The organism is Terrabacter sp. 2TAF16 (genome assembly GCF_052115065.1).
In the GTDB taxonomy this organism is placed as follows: domain Bacteria; phylum Actinomycetota; class Actinomycetes; order Actinomycetales; family Dermatophilaceae; genus Terrabacter.
Genome location: NZ_JBFRFZ010000003.1, coordinates 18,004 through 36,545, shown reverse-complemented (window position 1 = coordinate 36,545; position 18,542 = coordinate 18,004). Strand labels below are relative to the sequence as shown.

Here is an 18,542-nt window from a genome sequence, read left to right as displayed (position 1 = left end):
TGCAGGTCAGAGCTGTTGGGCCAGGCCGACGACGTGACCCTGCGGGTCGGCGATGAGGGCGAACGCGACGCCCGGGACCGTGACCGGCTCCTGCACGACCCGGCCGCCGAGGCGGGTCGCGTCGGCGATGGAGGCGGTCATGTCGTCGACGCCGACGAAGAACGTGACGAGGTCGGCATCGCCCTGCAGCGGGCTGATCGCCGTGTAGAGCGCGCCCGGCACGCCGGTCTCGACGAAGGTGTAGCCGGGGAAGGCACCCTCGGTGGGATAGGTCCAGCCGAACAGGCCGCCGAAGAAGGCGCGGGTGGCGTCGGGGTCGCTCGAGCGGATCTCGGCGTGGACGATGGGGTGACTCATGATGACCTCCGTGGGCTCACGGTCACCGGCCGGTGACCGCTCACCTCGATGACGAACGAGCGGCCCGGAAATCGACACACGCCCCGCTCGACCGGCCGGTCAGGTCGCCGTGACCTTGCCGGCCTCGACGTGCCAGCGCTCGTCCAGGCGGACGTTCTCGAGCAGCCGGCGGTCGTGCGACACGAGCAGGAGCGCCCCGTCGTAGGAGTCGAGCGCCTCCTCGAGCTGCTCGATGGCGGGCAGGTCGAGGTGGTTCGTCGGCTCGTCGAGGACGAGGAGGTTGACGCCGCGCGCCTGGAGGAGCGCCATCGCGGCCCGGGTGCGCTCGCCGGGTGAGAGCCCACCGACGGCGCTGCCGACCTGGTCGGCCTTGAGCCCGAACTTCGCGAGCAGGGTGCGGCGGTCAGCCGGGTTGAGATCGGGCACGGCCTCGCCGAACGCGTCCCCGAGGGGGAGGTCGTCGCGCAGACCCGTGCGCGACTGGTCGATCTCGCCGACGGCGACGCTGGCCCCGAGCGAGGCGCTCCCCTCGTCGGGGTCGACCCGCCCGAGCAGGAGCGACAGCAGGGTCGTCTTGCCGGCGCCGTTGGGCCCGGTGATGCCGATGCGCCGCCGTGCCTCGACCTGCAGCGACGCCGGACCGAAGGTCCAGTCACCCCGGCGCACGACGGCCTCGTTGAGCGTCGCGACGACGGAGCTCGACCGGGGCGCCGCGGCGATGCTGAACTGGAGCACCCACTCCTTGCGCGGCTCGGCGACCTCGTCGAGCCGGGCGATCCGCGACTCCATCTGGCGCACCTTGCGGGCCTGCTTCTCGGCCGAGTCCTGCTGCGCCGAGCGCCGGATCTTGTCGTTGTCGGGACTCTTCTTCATCGCGTTGCGCACGCCCTTGGACGACCACTCGCGCTGCGTGCGGGCCCGCGCCTCGAGGTCGGACTTCGTGCCGGCATACGCCTCGTAGGCCTCGCGCGCGTGCCGACGGGCGACCTCGCGCTCCTCGAGGTAGGACTCGTAGCCGCCGTCGTGGACGGCGACGGAGTTCTGCGCGAGGTCGAGCTCGACGATGCGGGTGACGCAGCGGGCGAGGAACTCGCGGTCGTGCGAGACGAGGACGACTCCCCCGCGCTGACCGTCGACGAAGGCCTCGAGCCGGGCGAGGCCGGCGAGGTCGAGGTCGTTGGTCGGTTCGTCGAGGAGCACGAGGTCGAAGCGGCTCAGCAGCAGCGCGGCGAGCGCCGCCCGGGCCGCCTGGCCTCCGGAGAGGGACGACATGAGCGCGTCAGGTCCGACGTCGAGGCCCAGCTCGGCGAGCATCGGCGGGATCCGGTCGTCGAGGTCCGGCGCACCGCTGACGAGCCAGTGGTCGAGCGCGACGGCATACCTCTCGTCGGCGGTGGGGTCGTCACCGCCGAGGGCGGCAGCGGCCTCCTCCATGGCGAGGGTCGCGGCGGTGGCGCCCGTGCGGCGACCGATGTGGTCGGCGACGGTCTCGCCGGGGACCCGCTCGTGCTCCTGCGGCAGCCAGCCGACGAACGCGTCGGAGGGCGCCGTCGTCACGGTGCCGCCGAGCGGCTCGTCCTCACCGGCGAGCAGGCGCAGCAGCGTCGACTTGCCTGCCCCGTTGGCGCCGACGACCCCCACGACGTCACCGGGCGCGACCGTGAGGTCGAGGTGCTCGAAGAGGGTCCGGTGGGCGTGGCCCCCGGCGAGGTCCTTGGCCACGAGGGTCGCGCTCACGCCCACCAGCCTAGGGGCGCTCGGCCGGTGCCCCGTTCACACCGGGTGGACAGCGACGAGGTCGCCCTCGATGAGCTGGTCGACACCTTCGGGCACCTCGATGAGGCAGGTCGCCGCGGCGAGCGCCGTCAGGTGCCGGGCATCGGGCGCGCTGACGGTGCCGTCGTCGTGGAGCACGCTCGTGACGAACTGGACGCGCCCCGTGCGGGTGCGTCGGGTCCTGCCGACGTATGCCGCCCGGCCGGGTCGCGTGGGCGGCACCCCGTGGCGTCGGTCGAGCGCCGGACTGACGAGCACGTGGAAGGCCACGAACGCGCCGACCGGCGTCCCCGGCAGGCAGACGACCGGCGTGGACCCGTAGCGGCCGAGCCCCTGCGGGCCGCCGGGCTGCATCGCGAGGTGGACGAAGCCGAACGTCGGGAGCGGCTCGCAGACCTGTCGCACGACCTCGTAGGCGCCGGCGCTGACGCCCCCGGTCGTGACGACGAGATCGACGTCGGGGTCGGCGTCGAGCGCTTCGAGCCTGGCCCGCAGGTCGTCGGGCTCGTCGGAGCACACCTCGACCCGGCGCACGTCGCAGCCCGCGGCCTCGGCGAGCGCGGCGACCATGTCGGAGTTCGACTCGTGGATGCCGCCGGCGCCGGGGTCGGCCTCTGGCGGCGCGAGCTCGGCTCCGGTCGCGATGACCGCCACCCTCGTCGGCACGTGGACCTCGACCTTCGTGCACCCGGCCGAACGGCCCAGCGCGATGAGCGCCGCCGTCACGGCCGTGCCGGCGGTCGCGATGACCGACCCGGCCGCCACGTCCTCGCCGCGGGGACGGATGTGCTGGCCCGGTGCGGGATCGAGGTCGACGGTCACGTGCTCGGGCGCGGGGCCCGTGGGGCCCGCGTCGGTGCGCTCGACGGGGACGACGGCCACCGTCCCCTGCGGCACCCGCGCGCCCGTCATGACCCGGGCCGCCTCACCGGGGGCCAGCACGAAGTCGGGTGCCGACCCGGCGGGCACGTCCCCGACGACGGGATAGGCGCGCTGGTCCGGCGAACCCGGGCACACGGCATACCCGTCCATGGCCGAGGCGTCGAAGCGCGGCAGGTCGTCGGCCGCGACGAGGTCGGCGGCGAGGCGGCGTCCGGCGGCGTGGCGGTCGAGCGTCACCTGCTCGAGGGACCCGTCGCCGAGCAGCCGCTCGACGGCGGACCGGTGATCTGCGACGGAGACGTGACCCACGGGCGCCAGTCTGACGCATCGGGCGCCGGTACGTTGGGCCGCATGGCGACCGCTGACGGCTTCCGGCTCGACGGGCTGCTGCTCGGCGTCGCGACCGCGGCCACGCAGGTCGAGGGCGGCGACGTCGAGAGCAGCTGGACCGACTGGGCCGACCGCCCGGGCACCATCGCCGACGGCTCGACGCCACGGCGCGCCACCGACCACTGGCGGCGCTGGCGCGAGGACACCGGGCTGATGGCCTCGCTCGGGGTGCAGGTCTACCGGATGAGCGTCGAGTGGGCGCGCCTCGAGCCGCGCCCGGGCGTGTGGGACGACGCGGCGTTCGCCCGCTACCGGGAGGAGCTGGAGCTCTTGCGCGCCAAGGGGATCCGCCCGCTCGTGACGCTGCACCACTTCAGCCACCCGTTGTGGTTCGAGCGCGACGGCGGGTGGCTCGCGCCCGGCGCCCTGTGGGTGTGGGAGCGCTTCGTCGCCGAGGTGGTGACGCGGCTCGGCGACCTCGTCGCGGAGTGGGTGACGATCAACGAGCCGAACGTCTACGTCACCGGCGCCCACGTCTTCGGCGACTTCCCGCCGGGCCACCGGAGCCTGCGCGAGGGGATGCGGGTCTACGGCGTGCTCGCGGCCGCGCACATCCGGGCCTACACCCTCATCCACGCGCTGCGGCCCGGCTCCGACACGATGGTCGGGGTCGCTCATCACCTGCGGCCCTTCCGGCCGGGCAACCCCCGCAACCCCTGGCACCGCGCGCTGACACCCGTCATGCGCCACCTCTTCCAGGACGCGATCGTGCGGGCGATGACGACCGGGGAGTTCGCGCCGCCGCTCCGCCGACCGGACGGGATCACGCCCGGGCACTACGCCGACTTCTTCGGGCTCAACTACTACTCCCGCACCACGGTGACGCGCTTCGACGACGGCACGCCGCCGGGCGTCCCGGTCAACGACCTCGGCTGGGAGGTGTATGCCGCCGGGCTCGGCGAGACGGCCCGATGGGCGTGGGAGACCTACCGCCTTCCCGTCTGGGTCACCGAGAACGGCACGTGTGACGCCGCCGACGCCTTCCGGTCGCGCTACCTCTGGGAGCACCTGTCGGTCCTGAGCGACGTTCGGGCCCAGGGGGTTCCGGTCGACCGCTACTACCACTGGTGCTTCGTCGACAACTGGGAGTGGAACGAGGGCGAGGGGCCGCGGTTCGGCCTCGTGGCCCTCGACTACGAGACGCAGCAGCGCACGGTGCGCGACTCGGGGCGCTTCTTCGCCAAGGTCGCCCGTGAGGGCGGAGCGACGGCCGACATGCACGCGAGATACGTTGCGGGACAGACCTATCCGTTCAGCACCACCGAGGCCCATCACCGTTGAGGTGATCTCGCGCAGAGGGCGGCGCGGGCGCGACGACGGGAGTACCGTCGAAGGGGTCGGACCTTCTCGAGGAGGCTGCCATGCGTCTCGTCCCTCTCTGTGACGCGAGCTGGGTCTATGACCTCATCCACGAGGTCGAGCCCTCGGCCGGGCGTGACGGACGCGTCTACGGCCAGGGCACCGGCACCCTGACGGGCCGGCTGTCGGGCACGGCGACGTGGTCGAACTTCCCGCGCATCCGGGAGGGCTGGGCCTCGCCGGAGGCCAGGGGCGTCATCCACGTCGACGACGGGGTCGTGCTCTTCACCCTGACCGGCCTGTCGTCGCTGACGGACGGTCGGGGCGTCCACGTCCTCACCTTCCAGGCCGAGGCACCGTCGCACCGGTGGCTCGACGACGTCATCGCCGTGGGCGAGGGCACCATCGACGTCGAGCACTCCCGGCTCCAGATGCGCTACTACGAGTGCCAGGTCGAGCTGCCGCTGCCCGACGCGACGCGGCCCTGAGCAGCCCGGACACGGGAACGCCGCCACGCCCTCGGTGGGACGGGGCGGCGCCCGGGCAGGCCTTTCCGCTCACCCCTCCGGAGCGGAGCAGGTGCCCTTGTCCCACGTGAAGCTCGAACCGGGTGACCAGTGGCTGACGATCTGCACCTTGACGTTCCCGCCGGAGGTGACGTCGTGCAGGACCCAGTGCTCGGTGTCGGTGAAGACGAGCGGCGCGCCCGCGGCAGACACCTTTCCGCCGAACCACGAGGCCCCCGAGACCGTGTAGCGGTCACCGTTCGACCCCTGCAGCGTGACGCCGCTCGTGTGGACGGTCCCGGTCTCGTGGAAGACCCCACGGGCGTCGACGTTCCAGTGGTCGACCATGTCGACGGTGCCGCTCGTCGCGGTGATGTCCCCCGTGGGTGCGCTGCACTCGAAGACGGCACCCACCGCGGGGAACGACGAGTGCTCGGTCCCCCCGCTCGCCGGTGCCGCGAAGGCGGCTCCTGGTGCCAGTCCGATCGTGCCCAGTGCGGTGATGCCGGCCAGGACGGCACGGCTGCGCAGTGAACGCATGAGTTCCCCTCTTCCCTGTTGAAGCCGGCGCAGGGCCCCCGAGGTCGCCGGGCGACGCCGTTTCGGCGCCACTCTCCACGGTGCTCCGAAGCACGCATCCAGAGACGAAAAGGCCGCAACTGTCAGGAAACTCGGAGGATCACGTCCGAGCCTGAGACCGTCCTGCACGCATACCGGACATTCCGAGTGCTGCGGGGCGGGGCCGCATACGGCGGTCGTGAGGGCCCGTCCCTGGTGTCAGCACTCGATGACGTTGACGGCGAGTCCGCCGCGCGCGGTCTCCTTGTACTTCACCTTCATGTCGCGACCGGTTTCGCGCATCGTCTTGACGACCTTGTCGAGCGAGACGACGTGCGAGCCGTCGCCGCGCAAGGCGGTGCGGGCCGCGGTGATGGCCTTGACCGAGGCGATGGCGTTGCGCTCGATGCACGGGATCTGCACGAGCCCGCCGACGGGGTCGCAGGTCAGGCCGAGGTTGTGCTCCATGCCGATCTCGGCGGCGTTCTCGACCTGCTCGGGGGTGCCGCCCATGACGGCGGCCATCGCGGCGGCCGCCATCGAGCAGGCCGAGCCGACCTCGCCCTGGCAGCCGACCTCGGCACCGGAGATCGAGGCGGTCTCCTTGTAGATGACGCCGATCGCGCCGGCGGTGAGCAGGAAGCGGACGATGCCGTCGCGGTCGGCGCCGTTGACGAAGTTCGCGTAGTAGTGGAGCACCGCGGGGATGATGCCGGCCGCGCCGTTGGTCGGAGCGGTGACGACGCGGCCACCCGACGCGTTCTCCTCGTTGACGGCGAGCGCGTAGAGGGTGATCCAGTCCATGCCGCGCAGCGGGTCGTCGCTGTTGGCCTCGAGCGAGAGGCGGCGGGCCAGCTCGGGAGCGCGGCGACGCACGCGCAGGCCGCCGGGCAGCACGCCCTCGGTGGCGATGCCATTGCGCACGCACTCCTTCATGACGCGCCAGATCTCGAGGAGGCCGTCGCGGACCTCCTGCTCGGTGCGCCACGACAGCTCGTTCTCGAGCATGATGCGGGCGATCGACTTGCCCGTCTCCTTGCAGTGGGCGAGCAGCTCGTCGCCGGTGCGGAAGGGGTGCGCGACCGGCGTCGAGTCCTCGACGATCTTCGTCGACCCGTCGGCGTCCTCGCCGACGACGAAGCCGCCGCCGACCGAGTAGTACGTGTGCTCGGCGACGGTCGCGCCGTCGGCGTCGAGCGCCGTGAACGTCATGCCGTTGGGGTGCAGCGGGAGGGTCTTGCGGCGGTGCAGCGTGAGGTCCTCGAGCTCGATGAAGTCGATCTCGTGCTCGCCGAGCAGGCGGAGGCGCTTGGTCGCGCGGATCTCGGCGAGGCGGCCCTCGACGGCCCGCGGGTCGCACAGCTCGGGCCTCTCGCCCGTCAGGCCGAGCAGGACGGCCTTGTCGCTGCCGTGCCCGTGCCCGGTGGCCCCGAGCGAGCCGAAGAGCTGCGAGCGCACGCGGGCGACCCGGTCGATGACTCCTTCGTCGCGCAGCCGCTCCGCGAAGAGGGCGGCGGCCCGCATCGGACCGACGGTGTGCGAGCTCGACGGCCCGATGCCGACCGAGAAGAGATCGAAAACGCTGAGCGCCATGGAGTCCTGACTTCGTGTCGTCGTTGACGGCTGCCGCCCGGGGTGGTGGGCGATCCGCTCGAGCCTACGTCCCGGGGGCATCCCCACGCACATGCGTGGATCCGCTCCCCCGGCGCAGCCCGGACGGGCGGCTCCCAGCGCTGACACCTACAGTCGAGGAGTGCCCCAGGTCAGTGCCGATGTCCACGTCCCGCTCCCGCCGTCCGTCGCCCGGGCGCTGGCCGCGTCCGTGGGTGAGCCGGCCCTTCGACTGCCCCCGCACGTGACCCCCGAGCCCCTCTCCTGGCGCTTCGACGCCGAGGGGGACGGCACGCTCGTCGTGCTGACGCTGGCGTATGCCGTCGACCCGGGTTGGGTGCGCTCGATCACCCACGAGGTCACCCAGTGGTCGCTCGCCAGGCAGCTGCGCACCCACCTCGCGACCCTCACGGACGCCGGTGGCGACCCGGTGCGGGTCGAGCGCGCCCGCTCGAGCGCGGGCGAGGGCTGAGGTGCAGCAGCCGCGTTGGGTCGACGCCGCCGCCGTGCGCCGGACCCTCTCCCCCGACCGCGCCCGCAGGCTCATCCGTCGCGAGCTCGCTGACGGCCTCGACCCGGCGTCGGACCCGGCCCGGCTCGTCGCCGACGTCGGTGACGGCCGCGGGCAGCTGCTCGTCATGCCGTCGACGAACGGCCGCGCGGCCGGGGTCAAGGTGCTCACGGTCGCACCGGGCAACCCGGCGCGCGGCCTCGACCGCATCCAGGCGGTCTACGTCCTCATGGACGCCGACACCCTGGCCCCGTCGGTGTTCGTCGACGGCACGGCCGTCACGTCGCTGCGCACCCCGGCCGTGTCCGCCGTCGCGATCGATGCGCTGGCCCCGGACGAGGTCGAGTCGGCCGTCATCTTCGGCAGCGGGCCCCAGGCGCTCGGTCATGCGGAGGCGCTGCTCGCCATCCGGCACATGACCTCGGTGACCGTGGTCGGGCGCCGGGAGGACGCGGCCCGTGCGACCGCGCAACGGATCTCGGGGCTGGCCTCGACGCACCCGCTCACGACGCGTGGGCTCACCGTGGACGACCCGCAGGTCGAGGCAGCCGTGCGCGAGGCGCAGGTCGTCGTGACGGCGACGTCGGCGGCGACCCCGGTGCTCGGCGACGACTGGGTCGCGGACGGCGCGTGCGTCGTGGCGATCGGGTCGCACGAGCCGCACCGGCGCGAGCTCGGGTCGGCGCTGCTCGGGCGCTCGCTCGTCGTCGTCGAGGACATCGGCACGGCGCACCGCGAGGCGGGCGACGTCATCCTCGCCGCCGCGCAGGGCGCCCTCGACTGGGCCGACGTGCACACGCTCGCCGACCTCGTGCTCGGCCGGGTCGAGCGGGCGACCGACCGGCCCAACGTCTTCAAGAGCGTCGGCATGGCGTGGCAGGACCTCGTCATCGCCGAGCACCTCGCCCGCGCCTGACTCGAGTGAGCAGGCAGTCACAGTCGAGTGAGTAGGCAGTCACATGCGACGCGGACAAGTGGGACGGGGCGCTCACTCGAGTGGGACGGGGCGCTCACTCGAGTGGGGCGGGGGTGGGTCAGGCGTTGGCGACGATGTCGTCGATGGGCTGGAAGCCGTCGTTGAAGGGAAGGATGCGGCGGGCCGTCGTGTCGGGGTGCTCGACGACCGCCCGGATGACGTGGGCGACGTTGTCGCGCGAGACCTTGCCGGCCTCGACGCCCGCACCGGTCTCGATGTGACCCGTGGCGGCGTCGGTCGTCAGGCCGCTCGGGCGCAGGATCGTCCACGCGAGGTCGGTGCCCTGGAGGTGCTCGTCGGCCGCGGCCTTGGCCTCGGCGTACGCGTAGAAGCCGTTGTCCTCGGGGACGCCGTGGTCGGGTCCGGCACCGAAGTAGGACACCATGACGTAGCGCCCGACGCTGGCCTGCCCCGCGGCGTCCATCGAGCGGATCGCCGCGTCGCGGTCGACGGCATACGTCCGCTCGGGACTGCCACCGCCGGCGCCCGCCGACCACACGACGACGTCGCTGCCGCGCACGAGGTCGGCGATCTGCCCGGTCGTGGCGTGCTCGATGTCGAGCACGGCTGCCGTGGCACCGGTCGCCTCGACGTCGGCCACGTGGTCCGGGTTGCGCACGACGGAGGTGACGTCGTGGCCGTCGGAGACGAGCAGCGGGGCGGCGAGCAGCGCGACCTTGCCGTGGCCGCCGATGAGGATGACGCGGGACATGACTCTCCTGGGGTTCGGGGACGGGGTCTCATCAGGTCCAACGCCACCGGACCCCTTAGGTATGCCGCAGGCCCGGTCGGGAGCGCGACCGGGCCTGCTGCACGTGCTGGGGTCAGTCGCCCCGGCGGCCGATGAGCCAACCGATGACGACCCCGATGGCGGCAGCCGCTGCGTAACCGGCATACCGCTGGACCAGCACGGGCATCACTGCCGAACCGAGGTCGAGGGGTGCGTCCTCCTCGACGGAGGCCGGGACCCGGCGCGGGGCCGGCGGACGGTGCGCCGCTGCAGACGCCGACGTGGCGGGCGCTGCCGTCGTGGAGCCGACCCCGGCACCAACACGGGCCCCCGTGTCGGCCGCGAGTGCGTCCGACGCCGTCTCGACGAAGCCGCCGGAGGACGGTGCGCCGGCCGCCGCGGACGCCGCCTCGGGAGCGGCCTCCGGGGCTGCCTCGGGACCGGTCAGCTGCTTCTCGATGCACGCGACGAACGCGTTGAGCAGCTTGTCGGACACGTCCTGCATGACGCCGCGGCCGAACTGCGCCGGCTTGCCCGTGACCGCGAGGTCGGTGACGACGTCGGCGCGGGTGCCGTCGCCGTCGGGGCTCAGGGTGATCGTCACGGTGGCGCCGGCCGTGCCGTTGCCCCGCTTGTCCTTCCCCTTGGCCTCGATGACGGCGTGGTGCGCCGCGTCGTCGCGCTCGACGAACGAGCCCGACCCGGAGTAGACGAGCGCGATCGGCCCGAGCTTGACCTTCACCGTGCCGGAGAAGCCGTCGTCGGTCACCTCCGTCACGGTCGCCCCGGGGAAGCAGCTGCCGACGCGCTCGAGGTCCATGAAGAGGGCCCAGGCGTCGTCGACCGAGGTCGGCACGGTGAAGGAGTGCGTCAGGTCCATCCGGGCATCACGCTCCTGCTGCGGCGAGGACCGCGCGCCGCGTCAGCACCGTGGCGAGGTGCTTGCGGTAGTCGGCGTCGCCGTTGAGGTCCGACGGCGGGTTGGTGCCGTCGGTGACGGACGCGACGGCCGCACGGACGGCCTCGTCGGTCGCCGGCTGCCCGACGAGGGCCTCCTCGACCGAGCGCGCCCGCAGCGGCGTCGAGCCCATGTTGGTGAGGCCGACGCGGGCCTCGGCGATCGAGCCTCCCTCGCTGCGCACCGTGGCCGCGACGCCGACGATCGACCACTGGTGGCTGACGCGGACGAACTTCTCGTAGTGCGCGCCCCAGCCCGTGTGCTTCGGGATGCGGATCTGCGTCAGCAGCTCGCCCTCGCCGACCGCCGTCGCGAAGAGGTCCTCGAAGAAGTCCTCCGCCGCGACGGTGCGGGTCGAGCCGTCCGCGCCCGCGATGACGAGCTCGGCGCCCAGCGCGAGCGCCGGGGCACCGACGTCACCGGCGGGATCGGCGTGCACGAGCGCGCCGCCGACGGTGCCGCGGTGGCGGATCTGCGGGTCGGCGACGGTCGCGATCGCCTTGGACAGCAGGGCCGCGTGGGTCGAGACGGCCTCGGAGGCGAGCACGGCGGCATACGTCGTCATGGCTCCGATGACGAGGTGGTCACCGTCCTCGGAGACGCCCTGGAGCTCGGGGATGCGGCCGAGGTCGATGACGACCCCGGGCGCGTTGAGCCGCATGCGCAGGATCGGCAGCAGGGACTGGCCGCCGGCCAGTACCTTGGCGTCGTCACCGTGCTCGGCGAGCGCCGCGACGGCCTCTTGGACGGACGTGGGGGCGAGGTAGTCGAACTGGGCGGGGATCATGCCTGGCTCCCTTCGGTCGCGGCGCCGGGATCCTGGTTGGGCACGCCCTCGTCGAAGTGCGGCTGCGCCTCGCGGTCACCCTCCGTCGAGACCGCGCGTCCGGCCTGGATGGCCCTCCACACGCGCTCGGGGGTGCACGGCATGACGACGTCGTCGACGCCGAGCGGTCGCACCGCGTCGACGATCGCGTTGACGACGGCGGGCGTCGAGGCGATCGCGCCGGCCTCCCCGACTCCCTTGGTGCCCAAGGCGGTGTAGGTCGAGGGCGAGGTCGTGTGGTCGGTGACGAAGCTGATCGTGTCGGCGGACGTCGGCAGGGTGTAGTCGACGAACGAGCCGGTCACGAGCGTGCCCTGGTCGTCGTACTCCGCGCCCTCCCAGAGGGCCTGCGCGATGCCCTGGACGAGACCGCCGTGCACCTGTCCCTCGACGATGAGCGGGTTGATGATGACGCCGATGTCGTCGACGCAGACGTACTTGCGCATCAACGTCGCCCCGGTCTCCGTGTCGACCTCCATGGCGCACAGGTGCGTGCCGTGGGGGAAGGAGAAGTTCTCGGGGTCGAAGGTGGCGTCGGAGTCGAGGCTCGGCTCGACGCCGTCGGGCAGGTTGTGTCCGGTCCACGTGGCGAGCGCGACCTCAGGCATGCTGACGCCCTTGTCGGTGCCCTTGACGCCGAAGCGACCGCCCGTGAACTCGATGTCGTCGACGCTCGCCTCGAGCAGGTGCGCTGCGACGACCTTGGCCTTCTCGATGACCTTGTCAGCGGCCCGGACGACGGCCTCGGCTCCCACGACGAGGGAGCGCGACCCGTAGGTGTCCATGCCCTTGGACGAGATCTGGGTGTCGCCGTGGAGCACCTCGACGTCCTCGAAGGGGACCCCGAGCCGGTCCGCGACGATCTGGCTCCACGCCGTCTCGTGGCCCTGGCCGTGCGGCGAGACGCCCGTGAGGACCTCCACCTTGCCGGTGGCGAGCATCCGGATGCTGGCGCTCTCCCAGCCGCCGGCGCCGTAGTTGAGCGTGCCGAGGATGCGGGACGGTGCGAGGCCGCACATCTCGGTGAAGGTGGAGATGCCGATGCCGAGCTGGACCGGGTCGTTGCTCTCACGCCGGCGCTTCTGCTCGGCGCGCAGCTCGTCGTAGCCGAAGAGGTCCTTGGCCTTGGCGGTCGCGGCCTCGTAGTTGCCCGAGTCGTACGTCATGCCGGCGACCGAGGTGAAGGGGAACTCGTCGTGCGTGATCCAGTTCTGCTCGCGGACCTCGAGCGGGTCGCGGCCGAGCTCGGCCGCGAGCTCGTCCATCATGCGCTCGATGGCGAAGGTCGCCTCGGGGCGACCGGCCCCGCGGTAGGCGTCGACCCACGTCTTGTTCGTCAGCAGCGTCCGCACGGTGAAGTGGTAGGCGGCGAACTTGTAGATGGAGTTGAACATCCACGCGCCGAGCACCGGCACGCCGCCGCCGACGACGCCGACGTAGGCGCCGAGGTCGGCGAGCAGCTCGACCTTGAGGCCGGTGACGGTGCCGTCCTTGCGGGCGCTCAGCGTCAGCTTCTGCCACTGGTCGCGTCCGTGGTGTCCGGAGAGGAGGGACTCGCTGCGCGTCTCGGTGTACTTGCACGGCTTGCCGAGCCGTCGGGCCACGGCGATCGTCGCGAACTCCTCGGGCGTCGTCTGGAGCTTGCCGCCGAAGCCGCCGCCGACGTCGGGGGCGATGATCCGCACCTTGGACTCGGGGATGCCGGTCGTCGCGGCGACGAGGAAGCGCAGGATGTGCGGCACCTGCGTCGAGGTCCAGACCGTCATCTGCTCGCCGGTCGGGTCGCACACCGTCGACCGCGGCTCCATGAATGCGGGGATGAGCCGCTGCTGGCGGAACTCGCGCTCGATGACGACGCCGTCGTTGCGTGCGGCGGCGATCTCGTCCTCGACGTCGGTGCCCGACCCCTGCGCGGCCGAGTCGAGGGTCCAGACGGCGGAGGTGTTGGTGCCGAGGTCGGGGTGCGCGAGCACCTCGTCCTTGACGGCCTCCTTGAGGTCGAGGACCGCCGGCAGCTCGTCGTAGTCGACGTCGACGAGCTCGGCGGCGTCTCGCGCCTCGGCTGCGGTGCGGGCGGCGACGACGGCGACGATCTCGCCGGCACACGCGACGTGGTCGACGACCACGGGCAGGTGGTTCGGTGTCTTCTGCTCGGCGTTGAGCGGCCACGCGTTGGCGATGGCGCCCTGGACGTCCTTGATGTCCGCGCCGGTGACGACCCCGACGACACCCGGGGCTCTCCTCGCCTCGTCGGTGTTGATGGCGGTGATGGTGGCGTGGGCGAAGGGGCTGCGCACCATGGCGAGGTGCAGCATGCCGGGGAGCTGGATGTTGTCGGTCCACCGGGTGCGACCCGTGATGAGGCGCTGGTCCTCCTTGCGGGTGCGCGACTTGCCGATCTCGGGTGTCGGCGCGTCGGCCGGTCGGTCCTCGGTGATCGTCATGACGACACCGCCTGCGAGCTGGACGCGCTGGCTGCGCTTGCCGAGCTCATGGTGCCGGCCGCCTGCTGCACGGCCTTGACGATGTTGTGGTAGCCGGTGCAGCGACAGAGGTTGCCCTCGAGACCCTCGCGGATCTCCTGCTCGCTGGGGTCGGGGTTGTTCTTGAGGACGTCACACGCCTGCATGATCATGCCGGGGGTGCAGTAGCCGCACTGGAGGGCGTGGCACTCGTGGAAGGCCTGCTGGACCGGGTGGAGCTCGCCGTTCTGGGCCAGCCCCTCGATCGTCGTCACCTCGTGGCCGTCGGCCTGGACGGCGAGGACGTTGCACGACTTCACGCTCGTGCCGTCGAGGTGCACGGTGCAGGCACCGCAGTTGCTCGTGTCGCATCCGATGACGGTTCCGGTCTTCCCCAGGCTCTCGCGAAGGTACTGGACCAGAAGGGTCCTGGGCTCGACCTCGTCGGAGTAGCTCACCCCGTCGACGGTCATGTTGATTCGGGTCATGCTGTCGGTCCTCCTGCCACGCTGCAGTTGACATCGTTGACTTCCCCACGCGCAGTCTGACTCGCGTTCAACTACTGCACAAGGGCAACGGGGAGAACCCTCCACATCCGCAGAGCATCCGCAGCGGATCCCCAGCCGGGCGACGCCGCGGCCACAGCGTGACCCGGCTTTTGGCGGCATACGCCAGGGGGACGAGACTGGGCCGCATGACTCTTCACGCCGACGACTACCAGGCCTCGCGCAGCCGCTACGACTCGATGACCTACCGCCGCACGGGCCGTTCGGGGCTCGACCTGCCGGCCGTCTCGCTCGGGCTGTGGCACAACTTCGGCGACGACGTGCCCCTCGACCGCCAGCGCGCGACGCTGCGGCGTGCGTTCGACCTCGGCGTCACGCACTTCGACCTCGCCAACAACTACGGACCGCCCTACGGCAGCGCCGAGCGCAACTTCGGCACGATCTACGCGCAGGACTTCAAGCGTTACCGCGACGAGCTGATCCTGTCGACGAAGGCCGGCTACGACATGTGGCCCGGCCCGTACGGCCAGGGCGGTGGCAGCCGCAAGTACGTCCTTTCCTCCCTTGACCAGTCCCTCGCCCGGATGGGTGTCGACTACGTCGACATCTTCTACTCCCACCGCTTCGACGAGACGACGCCGCTCGAGGAGACGATGGGTGCGCTCGACACGGCCGTCCGCCAGGGCAAGGCGCTGTATGCCGGCATCTCCTCCTACTCGGGCCCCCGCACTCGCGAGGCCGTCGAGATCCTGCGGTCGATGGGCACGCCGCTGCTCATCCACCAGCCGAGCTACTCGATGCTCAACCGCTGGGTCGAGGAGGACCTGCTCGACGTGCTCGGCGACGAGGGCGTCGGCTGCATCGCCTTCAGCCCGCTCGCGCAGGGCATGCTCACGAGCAAATACCTCAACGGGGTGCCGGAGGGCTCGCGCGCGTCGCAGGACAAGTCGCTCTCGACCGACCTGCTGACCGAGCAGAACCTCACGCACATCCGCGCGCTCAACGAGATGGCGCAGTCGCGCGGCCAGTCGCTCGCGCAGATGGCGCTCGCGTGGATCCTGCGCGACCAGCGCATCACGTCGGTGCTCATCGGCGCCTCCTCGGTCGCCCAGCTCGAGGACAGCCTCGGCTCGCTCGACAACCTCGACTTCTCGCAGGAGGAGCTCGACACGATCGACCAGCACGCGGTCGAGGGCGGCATCAACCTCTGGAAGACCTCCAGCGCCCACTGATGGCGTATGCCGTGTCGCTGGGACCGCGCCTCCGCGCGGTCCCAGCGGCCGGGCTGCTGTGCGTCCTGGCTGCCGACTCCGCGACGTCCCGGCCGCGGGTCTCTGCGTCAGTGCCCCGCCACGCGGGGCACTGACGGACGCCTACGCTGACGGGCATGGCCACGAAGCGGTCCAAGGCGCCGACGTTCGCCGACCTCGTCGCGGATGCCAAGGCGCACCCCGTCGCACCGTCGTCCGCCGCGGCGTCTCCCGGACGGTTCAACCGGGACGGCGACCTCTTCCACCCTGACGGCACCCTGCTCCGGCTGGAGCTGGCTGACGTCAGCGCTGATGAGGCCAGGGTGGCGGTCGTTGCCGGCGCCGACGTCGCCTACGAGGTCTGTGGCTGCGGCGGCGACGGACAATGCCATCCGCAGTGGCTCTCGCCGGAGGCACTGGCCGACGCCGCGCTCACCGCGCCCGTGCTACGAGGTCGCTCGGCGCCGACGTGGATCGACGTGTGGACCGGCTCGGGACTCCGTGTCGTCTTCGCGCACGGCGACGTGCTCTGGGTCGGGTTGTCCTGACAGCGCCGTGCACGCTCGGAAGCTGCTCCCGAAAACGGAGCAGCTTCCGAGCGGGGCCGGCGACACCGCATACGCGGGTGGTGCCTGTTCCTGTCCTGCGGGCTCGTGGTGCGGCCCGTAGGGCACTGTCGTCAGTCGCGGGGCAGCACGGTGAGGACGCGTTCGATGTGGTCGCGGAACTCCTGCATGAAGTCGGTGAGGAACGTCGCGGTCGACTCGTCGGTGACCTCGCCGTCGTCGGTGACGAGCCCCGGCCGGAGGGTCACGTAGGCCTCGGGCGAGGTCATCTGGCGGGCGTTGCAGAAGCTGAGGACGCCGCGCAGGCTCTGCTGGGCGAGCGCGGTGCCGATCTGTCCGGGCGAGGCGCCGATGACGGCGGCGGGCACGTGGTTGAAGGAGTTCTGGCCCCACGGACGGGAGGCCCAGTCGATGGCGTTCTTCAGGGCGCCGGGGATCGACCGGTTGTACTCCGGCGTGACGAACAGGACGGCCGACGACGCGGCGAGGGCCTCCTTGAGCGCGCGCGGCTCGGCCGGGTAGTCGGCGTCGAAGTCGGGGCTGTAGAGCGGGAGGTTGCCGATGGGGATCTCGGCGAACTCGAGGTCCTTCGGTGCGAGGCGGATCAGGGCCTTGCTCAGCGTCCGGTTGATCGACGCCGATGACAGGCTGCCGACGAAGTAGCCGACCTTGTACGTGCTCACGATGGGTCCTCCTGGTCCGGGAGCGGGGGCCCGCGCCCATCCCTCCATCGTGGCCCTCGGGGCGGGCCTCGGCCAGCCGTGCGGATTCAGGTGCGGGGCTGCCAGCCCGGGCCGCGGACGACGAAGCCCCAGCGGTCGCGCCACGATTGCGCGCCGCGGACGTCGGCCCAGATCGAGGAGTACTCGTGGGTGGCGACGACGAGCGGGTTGTAGGTGCGCAGCTGCTTCGTCAGTCCGTAGACGACGCGCTCACCCTCGGGCTCGAAGGAGCGGAAGAGCCGGTCCCAGATGACGAGGATGCCGCCGTAGTTGCGGTCGAGGTAGGCGTTGTTCATGCCGTGGTGTACCCGGTGGTGCGAGGGCGTGTTCATGACGAACTCGACTGGGCGCCAGAGCTTCCCGACGCGCTCGGTGTGGAGGAAGAACTGGTAGAGCAGCGAGATCGACTGCTGGAGGAAGATCGCCCAGACCGGCACGCCGAGGAGGGCGAGCGGCGCCCAGAACGGGATGCCCCCGAAGGGCGTCCACGTCTGGCGCAGCGCCGTCGAGAAGTTGTAGCGCTGGCTCGAGTGGTGCACGACGTGGCTGGCCCAGAGGATGCGCACCTCGTGGTGGGCGCGGTGGTACCAGTAGTAAGCGAGGTCCTCGGCGAAGAAGATGACGACCCACACCCACCACAGCGAGGTGTCGAGGCGAAGGGGCGTCACGGCATACAACGCGGCGTAGACGACGAGCTGGGATGCCTTGTAGAGGATCCCGACGCCGACGCTCCCGATGCCCATCGTGAGGCTCGTGACGGTGTCGCGGACCTCGTAGCCGACCTCGTCGTCGTCGGGCGCGAGCCACAGCGACAGCACCTCGATGACGATGAAGACGATGAAGAAGGGGATCGCCGTGACGATGATGTCGACCATCACGCCCCCTTGGTCATCGGGTCGAGCGTGCGCCCGTCGTCGGTGAGCGAGGCCCACACGTCGACGGCCTGGGTCAGGATCGCGTCGGCGAGGCGCGCGGCCTCAGCGGCGTCACCGGTGGCGATGGCCTCGGCGAGCGGCGCGTGCGGCAGCAGGTCGGCGCGGTCGCCCGCGAGGAGCGCGTCCATGACGTCGGGGCTGCGGTCGATGGCCTGGACGAGCGAGTTGAGCGCGAGCCGGAAGGTGAGGTTGCCGCTCGCCTCCACGACGGCGAGCCAGAAGTCGCGGTCGGCGTCGTCGATGTCGGGGCAGCCGTATGCCGCCGCTGCCGCCACGACGCTCGCGCGGGCTGGCTCGGTGGCCCGGGTCGCGGCGAGCCGGGAGGCCTCGACGCCGATGCAGCGGCGCATCTCGAGGCCGTCGCGCAGGATCATCGGGTCGAGCCCGTCGCCCGACCGGGCGAGGTGGGCGAGCAGGTCGAGGCCGGCGGTGCTGCGCACGTCGAGGACCGTCGTGCCGCCGCCGTGGACGACGCGGACGAAACCGGCGAGCTGGAGGCGCTGGAGGGCCTCGCGAACGGCGTGCCGGTTGACGGCGAAGGAGGCGGCGAGCTCGCGCTCGGGCGGCAGCGAGTCGCCGGGGGCGAAGCGGCCGGTGAGCACGGCGTCGCGCAGCTCGGCGAAGACCTCGTCGGAGACCGACCGGCGCGGGACGGGGCTGAATCCACTCTGGCTCATGACCTCGAGAATGACACCGGGCGCGTCAACTCATCAAGAGGTTG

Annotated in this window: 19 protein-coding genes; 6 read left to right on the top strand and 13 right to left on the bottom strand. The window is 71.8% G+C overall.

The annotated features are described in order from the left end of the window. Positions 1–6: 6 nt before the first annotated feature. The 3 genes from AB4Z14_RS04025 to AB4Z14_RS04015 form a co-directional block, all read right to left on the bottom strand. Entirely contained in the window at positions 7–357 is a 351-nt protein-coding gene (locus AB4Z14_RS04025) for a VOC family protein (RefSeq protein ID WP_442274059.1), read from the bottom strand. 99 nt (positions 358–456) lie between these two features. Beyond that, entirely contained in the window at positions 457–2,094 is a 1,638-nt protein-coding gene (locus tag AB4Z14_RS04020; RefSeq protein WP_442274058.1) for an ABC-F family ATP-binding cassette domain-containing protein, read from the bottom strand. 36 nt (positions 2,095–2,130) lie between these two features. Beyond that, a complete protein-coding gene (locus tag AB4Z14_RS04015; protein ID WP_442274057.1) occupies positions 2,131–3,324 on the bottom strand; it encodes a molybdopterin molybdotransferase MoeA in 1,194 nt (397 codons plus the stop codon). A 42-nt stretch (positions 3,325–3,366) separates the two neighbouring features. Between AB4Z14_RS04015 and AB4Z14_RS04010 the strand changes: the two genes are divergently transcribed. Together AB4Z14_RS04010 and AB4Z14_RS04005 are read left to right on the top strand one after the other, a co-directional pair. Then, positions 3,367–4,686, top strand: coding sequence for a glycoside hydrolase family 1 protein (locus tag AB4Z14_RS04010; protein WP_442274056.1), 1,320 nt, complete (start codon positions 3,367–3,369; stop codon positions 4,684–4,686). An 80-nt stretch (positions 4,687–4,766) separates the two neighbouring features. Next, positions 4,767–5,192 carry a hypothetical protein gene (locus AB4Z14_RS04005; protein ID WP_442274055.1) on the top strand — a complete coding sequence of 142 codons (426 nt, stop codon included), beginning with the start codon at positions 4,767–4,769 and terminating at the stop codon, positions 5,190–5,192. A gap of 69 nt (positions 5,193–5,261) precedes the next feature. On the opposite strand, the gene AB4Z14_RS04000 is transcribed toward AB4Z14_RS04005, so the two are convergent. Both AB4Z14_RS04000 and AB4Z14_RS03995 read right to left on the bottom strand, forming a co-directional pair. After that, positions 5,262–5,750, bottom strand: coding sequence for a hypothetical protein (locus tag AB4Z14_RS04000; RefSeq protein ID WP_442274054.1), 489 nt, complete (start codon positions 5,748–5,750; stop codon positions 5,262–5,264). A 237-nt stretch (positions 5,751–5,987) separates the two neighbouring features. Then, the gene (locus AB4Z14_RS03995; RefSeq protein WP_056775085.1) at positions 5,988–7,361 is read right to left on the bottom strand and encodes an L-serine ammonia-lyase; all 1,374 of its coding nucleotides are present in this window, start codon (positions 7,359–7,361) and stop codon (positions 5,988–5,990) included. 160 nt (positions 7,362–7,521) lie between these two features. On the opposite strand from AB4Z14_RS03995, the gene AB4Z14_RS03990 reads away from it, so the two are divergent. Together AB4Z14_RS03990 and AB4Z14_RS03985 are read left to right on the top strand one after the other, a co-directional pair. Then, entirely contained in the window at positions 7,522–7,851 is a 330-nt protein-coding gene (locus tag AB4Z14_RS03990; protein ID WP_442274053.1) for a hypothetical protein, read from the top strand. Position 7,852: 1 nt separating this feature from the next. Then, entirely contained in the window at positions 7,853–8,806 is a 954-nt protein-coding gene (locus tag AB4Z14_RS03985) for an ornithine cyclodeaminase family protein (protein ID WP_442274052.1), read from the top strand. Positions 8,807–8,924: 118 nt separating this feature from the next. Here AB4Z14_RS03985 and AB4Z14_RS03980 read toward each other — a convergent pair whose 3' ends face one another. The 5 genes from AB4Z14_RS03980 to AB4Z14_RS03960 form a co-directional block, all read right to left on the bottom strand. After that, positions 8,925–9,578, bottom strand: coding sequence for an NAD(P)-dependent oxidoreductase (locus AB4Z14_RS03980; RefSeq protein ID WP_442274051.1), 654 nt, complete (start codon positions 9,576–9,578; stop codon positions 8,925–8,927). A gap of 112 nt (positions 9,579–9,690) precedes the next feature. Beyond that, complete coding sequence (locus AB4Z14_RS03975) at positions 9,691–10,476, bottom strand: SRPBCC family protein (RefSeq protein WP_442274050.1); 786 nt, start codon at positions 10,474–10,476, stop codon at positions 9,691–9,693. Between the two features lie 7 nt (positions 10,477–10,483). Continuing rightward, complete coding sequence (locus tag AB4Z14_RS03970) at positions 10,484–11,341, bottom strand: FAD binding domain-containing protein (protein ID WP_442274049.1); 858 nt, start codon at positions 11,339–11,341, stop codon at positions 10,484–10,486. Next, complete coding sequence (locus AB4Z14_RS03965; protein ID WP_442274048.1) at positions 11,338–13,824, bottom strand: xanthine dehydrogenase family protein molybdopterin-binding subunit; 2,487 nt, start codon at positions 13,822–13,824, stop codon at positions 11,338–11,340. The genes AB4Z14_RS03970 and AB4Z14_RS03965 overlap by 4 nt, the downstream gene beginning before the upstream one ends. Continuing rightward, entirely contained in the window at positions 13,821–14,330 is a 510-nt protein-coding gene (locus AB4Z14_RS03960) for a (2Fe-2S)-binding protein (RefSeq protein ID WP_442274047.1), read from the bottom strand. The genes AB4Z14_RS03965 and AB4Z14_RS03960 overlap by 4 nt, the downstream gene beginning before the upstream one ends. 206 nt (positions 14,331–14,536) lie before the next feature. Here AB4Z14_RS03960 and mgrA point away from each other — a divergent pair, with 206 nt between their 5' ends. Together mgrA and AB4Z14_RS03950 are read left to right on the top strand one after the other, a co-directional pair. Further along, positions 14,537–15,580 (top strand): L-glyceraldehyde 3-phosphate reductase, encoded by a 1,044-nt coding sequence (mgrA, locus tag AB4Z14_RS03955; protein WP_442274046.1) that lies wholly within the window; start codon positions 14,537–14,539, stop codon positions 15,578–15,580. A 155-nt stretch (positions 15,581–15,735) separates the two neighbouring features. Further along, positions 15,736–16,146, top strand: a complete 411-nt coding sequence (locus AB4Z14_RS03950; protein ID WP_442274045.1) for a hypothetical protein — start codon at positions 15,736–15,738, stop codon at positions 16,144–16,146. A 131-nt stretch (positions 16,147–16,277) separates the two neighbouring features. On the opposite strand, the gene AB4Z14_RS03945 is transcribed toward AB4Z14_RS03950, so the two are convergent. The 3 genes from AB4Z14_RS03945 to AB4Z14_RS03935 form a co-directional block, all read right to left on the bottom strand. Further along, positions 16,278–16,847, bottom strand: a complete 570-nt coding sequence (locus AB4Z14_RS03945; protein WP_442274044.1) for an NADPH-dependent FMN reductase — start codon at positions 16,845–16,847, stop codon at positions 16,278–16,280. A gap of 86 nt (positions 16,848–16,933) precedes the next feature. Beyond that, positions 16,934–17,761, bottom strand: coding sequence for a sterol desaturase family protein (locus tag AB4Z14_RS03940; protein ID WP_442274043.1), 828 nt, complete (start codon positions 17,759–17,761; stop codon positions 16,934–16,936). Further along, on the bottom strand, positions 17,761–18,498 hold the full coding sequence (locus tag AB4Z14_RS03935; RefSeq protein WP_442274042.1) for a FadR/GntR family transcriptional regulator: 738 nt from the start codon (positions 18,496–18,498) through the stop codon (positions 17,761–17,763). The genes AB4Z14_RS03940 and AB4Z14_RS03935 overlap by 1 nt, the downstream gene beginning before the upstream one ends. Positions 18,499–18,542 lie beyond the last annotated feature (44 nt).

Coding starts and splice junctions, on each gene's coding strand:
- AB4Z14_RS04025 (WP_442274059.1), bottom strand. CDS start 357: ATGAGTCACCCCATCGTCCACGCCGAGATCCGCTCGAGCGACCCCGAC.
- AB4Z14_RS04010 (WP_442274056.1), top strand. CDS start 3,367: ATGGCGACCGCTGACGGCTTCCGGCTCGACGGGCTGCTGCTCGGCGTC.
- AB4Z14_RS04005 (WP_442274055.1), top strand. CDS start 4,767: ATGCGTCTCGTCCCTCTCTGTGACGCGAGCTGGGTCTATGACCTCATC.
- AB4Z14_RS04000 (WP_442274054.1), bottom strand. CDS start 5,750: ATGCGTTCACTGCGCAGCCGTGCCGTCCTGGCCGGCATCACCGCACTG.
- AB4Z14_RS03995 (WP_056775085.1), bottom strand. CDS start 7,361: ATGGCGCTCAGCGTTTTCGATCTCTTCTCGGTCGGCATCGGGCCGTCG.
- AB4Z14_RS03980 (WP_442274051.1), bottom strand. CDS start 9,578: ATGTCCCGCGTCATCCTCATCGGCGGCCACGGCAAGGTCGCGCTGCTC.
- AB4Z14_RS03975 (WP_442274050.1), bottom strand. CDS start 10,476: ATGGACCTGACGCACTCCTTCACCGTGCCGACCTCGGTCGACGACGCC.
- AB4Z14_RS03970 (WP_442274049.1), bottom strand. CDS start 11,341: ATGATCCCCGCCCAGTTCGACTACCTCGCCCCCACGTCCGTCCAAGAG.
- AB4Z14_RS03965 (WP_442274048.1), bottom strand. CDS start 13,824: ATGACGATCACCGAGGACCGACCGGCCGACGCGCCGACACCCGAGATC.
- AB4Z14_RS03960 (WP_442274047.1), bottom strand. CDS start 14,330: ATGACCCGAATCAACATGACCGTCGACGGGGTGAGCTACTCCGACGAG.
- mgrA (WP_442274046.1), top strand. CDS start 14,537: ATGACTCTTCACGCCGACGACTACCAGGCCTCGCGCAGCCGCTACGAC.
- AB4Z14_RS03950 (WP_442274045.1), top strand. CDS start 15,736: ATGGCCACGAAGCGGTCCAAGGCGCCGACGTTCGCCGACCTCGTCGCG.
- AB4Z14_RS03940 (WP_442274043.1), bottom strand. CDS start 17,761: ATGGTCGACATCATCGTCACGGCGATCCCCTTCTTCATCGTCTTCATC.
- AB4Z14_RS03935 (WP_442274042.1), bottom strand. CDS start 18,498: ATGAGCCAGAGTGGATTCAGCCCCGTCCCGCGCCGGTCGGTCTCCGAC.